This window comes from Pelagovum pacificum (assembly GCF_016134045.1).
Lineage (GTDB): Bacteria > Pseudomonadota > Alphaproteobacteria > Rhodobacterales > Rhodobacteraceae > Oceanicola > Oceanicola pacificus_A.
The window spans coordinates 2,719,994-2,727,500 of sequence record NZ_CP065915.1; the positions used below are offsets into that span (position 1 = coordinate 2,719,994).

General features: G+C 58.8%; 2 protein-coding genes, 1 tRNA gene and 2 rRNA genes (1 of these 5 only partly in view). 2 read left to right on the plus strand and 3 right to left on the minus strand.

What is annotated here, in order from left to right; translation table 11 throughout:
• The first annotated feature begins 120 nt into the window (after positions 1 to 120).
• Positions 121 to 3,597, plus strand: coding sequence for an AAA family ATPase (locus I8N54_RS13320; protein WP_197097672.1), 3,477 nt, complete (start codon positions 121 to 123; stop codon positions 3,595 to 3,597).
• 7 nt (positions 3,598 to 3,604) lie between these two features.
• Positions 3,605 to 5,911 carry a restriction endonuclease subunit S domain-containing protein gene (locus I8N54_RS13325; protein ID WP_232790396.1) on the plus strand — a complete coding sequence of 769 codons (2,307 nt, stop codon included), beginning with the start codon at positions 3,605 to 3,607 and terminating at the stop codon, positions 5,909 to 5,911.
• Positions 5,912 to 6,095: 184 nt separating this feature from the next.
• On the opposite strand, the gene I8N54_RS13330 is transcribed toward I8N54_RS13325, so the two are convergent.
• From I8N54_RS13330 to I8N54_RS13340, 3 genes are all read right to left on the minus strand, one after another.
• Positions 6,096 to 6,172 (minus strand) — tRNA-Met (locus tag I8N54_RS13330).
• Between the two features lie 48 nt (positions 6,173 to 6,220).
• Positions 6,221 to 6,335, minus strand: a 5S ribosomal RNA gene (gene rrf, locus I8N54_RS13335).
• A 121-nt stretch (positions 6,336 to 6,456) separates the two neighbouring features.
• Positions 6,457 to 7,507: ribosomal RNA gene (locus I8N54_RS13340) — 23S ribosomal RNA — on the minus strand (it continues 1,782 nt past the right edge of the window).

The window sequence follows — 7,507 nt, forward strand, 5'->3', positions numbered from 1 at the left end:
GCGCTTGATCGAATCCGAGAACAGCGAGACGACGTCCGCGAGGACAGAATTGCCTCAGAGCCGTGGAGTACCCTTTCACCTGACGAGTTGCCTCCTTGCCAGGCAGAGTCAGGCGCCTTCATGAACGACGAGGAATGGACGCGGCGCTTTGTTCACCCGTATGCTGGGATTAAGAAGGCCGCCGAGACCCATGGTCACCTCAAGCCGACGGCGGTGAAGGTGCCACCCTATGCGACCTTCGTGGTTCCGTTCGCTTGGATGCTCCGGAGTGAGCAGTCTGGCATTGACCAGCGGCTTCCGACGCCACTTCCAGCCGATGAGAAGTCACCTTTCGCGAGCCCGTGGGTATTCGGACGTGCGCGGCAAGAGGCAATCCTCAACCTGTTCTCGAGTCGGCTTACGCCTGATCGCTCCTTGGTTTTCTTTTACTGCAAGGAAGGTCAGCCGCTCGGCGACACGATTTCGCGACTAGTAATGGGTGTTGGGCAAATCACGACGCTCGCACCGCCAAATGGCTATGAAGTCGGCGAGAAGAAGCCCACCCACCTGATGTGGGATCTGCTGATCCGCCACTCGATTCGTCCGGATGGAACTGACGGCTTCCTTTTACCGTATCACGAATATCTTGAGCCAACCGGGGATTCGGCGGAGGACGCGCGGCGCGAGCAGTTGCTGCGGGAGATCGCGGTGCCTGCGGACCCTGCCCACGTCCGGGTGTTCTCCTATGCAGCTGAACTGGCGCCACCGGACATCGCGCTCTCAACGCTCGTTCGATGCCTCGAGGCGGTGCGGAAGATCCGCGAGCATGGAATAGCGAAAGGGCCGTGGGAACGCCGCGAAGAATGGCTGAACGAACAAATTGCAAAGGCGTGGTGGGATCGTGGACCGTTCCCTGGCCTCGGGCCGGCGCTCGAGGCACTCGGGATGCGCCTAGGGACGGCTCTCGCGCTGGAGCTTCTGTCCTCAGGGATCGTGAAGGCCGATTCAGATCCGTGGCCCATCGTCGACGCCATTCTAAGAGGGGAAATGAAGCCGCCGCAGGCCGCCTACGCTGAGGACCTGAAAGCGAAGCGTGATGAATGGATCGGTCTCTCGGATGAGCGCCGCGCGCTACTCAAGTTGCTCTCGCGCTTCTCAATGACGTCTTCGCAGGCCGCAAGATGGTTCGATCCTCAGAAGCGTGCCAAGGGGACGGCTGCGAAGATTACTGACGCCGAGATCCTCGCCAACCCATATCGGATTTGCGAGACAGATCTTGGTGACTGGGACGACTCGCCCGTCTCGACTGGGCTGATCGATCGAGGATTGCTCCCCGACTCGACGATAGCGGCAAAGCATCCTGTGCCCGTGCCGTCCGCAGTCGCCTCGCCAAACGATGCCCGCCGGCTACGGGCCGCCATCGTCGAAGTGCTCCGCCACGCATCTGAAGAGGGCGACGCGCTCCTTAGTGTTTCCGAGGCGCTTCAGCGCGCCGGCAAGTTGGACCTCGCGCATCCTTGCGTGATCGGTAGCGACTGGCCGGGTGCGCATCGCGCCGCGCTCAGCGGGGTGGTGGAGTTGGTTGACGTTGTTGGAACAGGGACCGATGTCACCGCGGCGCTTCAACTCACAGAGCTGAATGGTCGTGAAGGCCGACTACGCTCGATCCTTGGAAGGCGGGCAGGCAAGCCCGCGGCGACGATTGAGGAGGATTGGGAAAGGTTGCTGGTCACCGCCATCTCCGAGGCAGCCGGCCACTTCGATCGGAACAACGAGCGCCACGTGCAAGCCATCGAGGAGCAAGCACTTGCACTTCAACGTTTGCTCTCACGACGCCTAAGCGTTCTCGTTGGCCGAGCAGGCACGGGAAAAACGTCGGTCATGGGCGCACTCATGTTGTGCGACGCGCTCGCAAAGGATGGCATCCTCCTCCTCGCGCCAACAGGCAAAGCGCGAGTTCGACTTGGAAAGGCGACAAACGCCGAAGCGATGACTGTGGCCCAGTTTCTCTACCGCCTCGGTCGTTACGATGGAGCTCGCCAGCGGCCAAAGTTTGATGGAAAGGAAAAGTACCGCAAGGAAAAGACTATTGTCATCGACGAGTGTTCCATGCTGACGATGGATGATCTCGTTGCGATCCTAGAGGCACTCGACCTCGCGCACGTGCAGCGTCTTATCCTCGTAGGTGATCCCAATCAGCTTCCACCGATCGGGGTCGGTCGTCCGTTCGCTGATCTCGTCGCGTACCTTGAGACTGCCGATTCCCGGGGCGAGGGTGGGGATGGTTCCGCGTTAGGCCACGCACTTGCGCGCCTTTCAGTAGAGGTACGAGCCTCCGCCGATGCAGTTGCTTCGGATGCACTGCGCTTGGCATCATGGTTTACTCGAGAGCCTCAGCCTGTCGATGCGGACCGAGTGCTTAGCGACCTTGAGCTCGGCGAAAAATTCAACGACCTAGAAATAGCCTTCTGGAAAACGCCTGAGGAGCTGCGTGAGCGACTCGGCATTTCATTCCAGCGTCACCTCGCGCTTCGGGACGTGAGCGACGTAGCGGGCTTTGACAAGGCCCTCGGCCTTGATGAACGCGGCTGGGTTCCCTTCGACGCCCCCGAAGGCGCCGAGCGATGGCAGATCCTTTCGCCGGTCCGGATGCACCCACATGGCGTTAATGACATCAACCGCTGGATTCAACGCCAGTTCCGCGCGAAAGAACTCAACACTGCTGCGAATCCGTGGGGGTTGAGCCTTGGCGACGAGCGCATCGTGCTCAAGGACAAGGTCATTCAGACATCGAACCAGAGGCGCAAAGCCTTCGACGGGGAAGTACAAGAAGAGTATCACCTAGCAAATGGAGAGGTCGGCCTAGCTGCACCTGGAAAAAATGGGTGGATGAACATTGTTTTCGCCGGTCGGCCCGGTCTTCGCTTTGGCTACAGCAAGCGGGATTTCCCAAGTGGCACGGGCCCACTGGAGTTAGCCTACGCGCTCACCGTCCATAAATCGCAGGGTAGCGAGTTCAGGAAGGTCTTTGTGGTCCTCCCGAAGAACTGCCGCATGCTGTCACGGGAACTTGTCTACACTGCCCTCACCCGTTCAAGAGAACAACTCGTGCTCCTTATCGAGGGAGACAACGCCACGGTCCTGTTTGACCTATCGCGCCCAGAACAATCCGAGACGGCCCGCAGGAACACCAATATCTTTCAAGGTGTGATCCGCGTCGCGGATGACAGTGTGCCGTTCGCCGAGCACCTCATCCATCGAACAGAGAAGGGCCATCTTGTTCGATCGAAGTCCGAACTAGTCATCGCCAACATGCTCTACCAGATGGATATCCAATACGAGTACGAGCGGGTCTGCGATGGCACAGTGGCACCCGGACGCCTGCGCCCAGACTTTTCGTTTATAACACCCGACGGCGACCTCATTGTGTGGGAGCATCTCGGCATGCTGAGCCGACCCGACTATCGGCGTGGCTGGGAATGGAAGTCCGAGTGGTACACGAAGAACGGATTTGTTGAAGGAGAGACGCTGTTCACTTCAACGGAAGACCCTGAAAGTGGACTTGATTCATCGAAGTTGAGAGAAACGGCGCATTCGATCAAGTCACTGCTAGAATAGCTTGTGCTTGGCCAAGCTCGCTAGAAAAAAGACAATGGGGGACGACGTGAACCATGAGGCTGCACAAAGAAAGCTCCGCGCCTTGATCGATACAGCCCGCGTTTCGGGCCGCATCGTCAATCCTGTCGAGATTGCGAGTCATGCTCGGGAGGCGGGGCTGGATCTCCCCGAGTCGCTCACTGTCGTGCGCAAGTATGCAGGTCACAATTTTGGTAGCGCAGATAGCGCGCTCGAGGAAGCACTTGCCTTTTTCGTTTGCTCACTTGCCTCTAGTGAGAAGGCATCGCGGGTTCTGGAATACACGGCCGACGACAGGCTAAGGGTTGCAGAACTTACGGCCACCGACGGTTCAGAGATATCGGTGTTTTCGCGTGATGCACAGTTCGCAGATGTGCTCAATGTTCTTTTGGCAGATACATCGGCCTCCGTTTCAGTCGGCATCCCTGTGCCAGCTGCCAAAGCGCAGTTCGACACCATCATCTGCGCTCCCCCGATAGGTTTGAGGAGCAATGGCGGTGACGGCTTTGGAAGTGAGGTAGTTTCAGCCCTAGCGCCAACCCTTTCCGACGACGGACTTCTTTGCTGGATTACAGCCCGGGGAGTTCTCGCCAGCAGAGAAGCGCGCTCGACCTTTCCAGCGCTGGCGAAGAATGGGCTGCATGTTGCCGCTGTGATTGACTTGGCGCCAGGCGCGCTTGCGGCGGGCACCAATATTGAGGGCACGCTCATTGTATTCAGCCGCCTAGAGCAGGAAAGAAAGCTGGTTGGGGCGCTTCGAGGACCGGAAGACGTGGGTCCAATCGTCGCCGCTCTGAAAACAGGGCCGGTCCGAAAGCCGGGAGCAGTCTGGGCCTGGCTCTCTACGGATGACCAACGCAGCTTCATGGATCTTGAGCACGAGCGTCTGATACGCAAGTTGACGCCACGCGGACGGCACGAGCTGAGGACGATCCGCTCTATGCTTGCCGACGAACGGGTGGAGCGCGCTGACCGGCCGCTGCCGGATGATTTTCAAGGCACCGCGCTGCTGTTCATACCGGAATACGCCGGTAGCCGCGTCACGGCTGATCTGGAAGAGCAAACGGTCAAGCCGCGGTCGGTCTATCGCCTCATAATCAACGCCAAGCAGGCAAACCCACGCTTTCTCGCCCAGCTGTTGAACAGCCCATACGGTCGGCATCTCCGGAGCGGGGTCGCGAGCGGGGCTACAATCCAGCGCGTCAGCATTGATGCGCTTCTGTCTCTTGAGCTTGCGGTTCCCGATCTCGCTACACAGGAGCGGATCGCGCGCGTCGGTAGCGATATTGGTCTGCTGCAGGCTGCCTTCCGCGACATGCAAGCGACCCTGGAGCAGGACTGGGCCGGTCTTACCGATGTGGCTGAGCGGGTTGACGCACTAAAAGCGGTACTCGACATTGAACGCCGGATTGCCGACTGGTGGCGCGAGCTCCCATACCCGCTCGCCACGATATACCGGCGCTACCAAGTCTCAACGGTTTCCAAGGAACGTCTCGAGACGCTGCTTCACTTCTTTGAGATGTTCGCTGTCTACCTCGCCGCTATCGGTGCTAGCCACGTCAAGGCCCTGCGGCAGGACTGGCCAGACGTGCTTGCAAAATGGCTCCACCCAGCTGGTAGCGCCGGCATCGAGCGAGCTGATTTCGGCTTCTGGATCGGCTTAGCCGGGGCGAGCCTAAAGGATACGGCCCGGATTACGAGCGATAAGGAGTTGAGGGCGATCGCCATCGAGACCGGCGGTCCTGAGCTTGTGCAGGTTGCGAGCACACTTGGCGGCCTCGGCAAAGCCACCGAACCTCTGGATGTGGCACGGCGCTTCCGCAATAGCTGGAAAGGCCACGGTGGGCATCTGAAGGCGAGCGATGCCGAGCGCCTAGACCGCGAGCTGCAGCAGCAGGTCCGTGACCTTTACGAGGCGACTGCGTCATTGCTACGCGCCGTTCAGCTCGTCCGACCCGGGATGGCCGAGGTGACGGATACGGGCTTACGGTACAAGGTCGATCTGCTAGCAGGAAGTGACCCGACATTCGAAGTAAGGCAGGTTGAAGTCGATAGGCAGGTGAAGACTGGCGCTCTCGCTTTCTGGGGACAGAATAGCCGCACGATGTGCCGGGCTCTCCCGTTCTTCCGGCTTGGAGCGCCCCAGCAGCCCCAAGAAACCAGCTTCTACGTCTTCAACCGCGTGGAGAACGGCGGCTTCCGGTGGATCTGCTACCAGGAGGCAAGGGAGCAAGAATTTGTGGCGCAGGATGAGGAGCTGAGCGGCATTATCGCCCTCGGCAAGGGAACAGGCTGATGGTCCATCGAAGTAAGGACAATGATTGAGCGACACCGGGCGCAACGGTCATCGCTGGCACCGGTTTACGAAGCGATATGAAGGACTTCGGCCCCTCTTGCTTCCAAAGTGCTTCCAGGGGCTCCTCAAACGCAAACGCCGCCCCGGAGGGCGGCGCTCAAGCGTTTGATAACGCGAAGGAAGTTGGTTGCGGGAGTAGGATTTGAACCTACGACCTTCAGGTTATGAGCCTGACGAGCTACCGGACTGCTCCATCCCGCGCCAATTTGTGCTGATCATCGTACGAGAGATCAGAGTGTTCCTTACTAGGTTTGGCGGTGACTTACTCTCCCACGTCTTAGGACGCAGTACCATCAGCGCTACGGCACTTAACGGCTGGGTTCGGAATGGAGCCAGGTGTTTTGCTCGTGCTATTACCACCAAACCGAGAAAGGAACACGGGCGAGCGCCTTTGGCGCTCGCCGTGGTCATCAGATATCCAAGTCAATGAGGTGTGACTTCTGTCCAGCAGCAAGTGCCCTCGGGCTGCCTTGCTTCTACTGGATCAAATCAAGCCTATCGGACAATTAGTACCGGTCAACTGAACGCCTCACAGCGCTTACATCTCCGGCCTATCGACGTAGTGGTCTACTACGGTCCTCAGGGATACCTTGTTTTGAGGGGGGCTTCCCGCTTAGATGCCTTCAGCGGTTATCCTTTCCGATCATAGCTACCCAGCACTGCCGTTGGCACGACAACTGGTCCACCAGTGGATCGTTCACCCCGGTCCTCTCGTACTAGGGGCAACTTCTCTCAAGTATCCTACACCCACGGCAGATAGGGACCGAACTGTCTCACGACGTTCTAAACCCAGCTCACGTACCTCTTTAAACGGCGAACAGCCGTACCCTTGGGACGTGCTTCAGCCCCAGGATGAGATGAGCCGACATCGAGGTGCCAAACGGTGCCGTCGATATGGACTCTTGGGCACCATCAGCCTGTTATCCCCGGCGTACCTTTTATCCGTTGAGCGATGGCCCTTCCACTCGGGACCACCGGATCACTATGGCCGTCTTTCGACTCTGCTCGACTTGTCAGTCTTGCAGTCAGGCTGGCTTCTGCCATTGCACTCAACGAGCGATTTCCGACCGCTCTGAGCCAACCTTCGCGCGCCTCCGTTACTGTTTGGGAGGCGACCGCCCCAGTCAAACTACCCACCACACAGGGTCCCGGAACCGGATAACGGTCCGCGGTTAGACATCAAGCAAAGCAAGGGTGGTATCTCAAGGATGGCTCCACAGCGACTGGCGTCACTGCTTCAAAGCCTACCACCTATCCTGCACATGCTTGGCCTGATGCCAGTGTGAAGTTGTAGTAAAGGTGCACGGGGTCTTTCCGTCTAACCGCGGGAAGCCTGCATCTTGACAGGCAATTCAATTTCGCTGAGTCGACGTTGGAGACAGCGGGGAAGTCGTTACGCCATTCGTGCAGGTCGGAACTTACCCGACAAGGAATTTCGCTACCTTAGGACCGTTATAGTTACGGCCGCCGTTTACCGGGGCTTCAATTCAAGGCTTGCACCTCTCCTTTTAACCTTCCGGCACCGGGCAGGCGTCA

Bases quoted from the DNA above. Each gene is read 5' to 3' on its own strand.
- I8N54_RS13320 (WP_197097672.1), top strand. From the start codon at position 121: ATGAACGACGAGGAATGGACGCGGCGCTTTGTTCACCCGTATGCTGGG.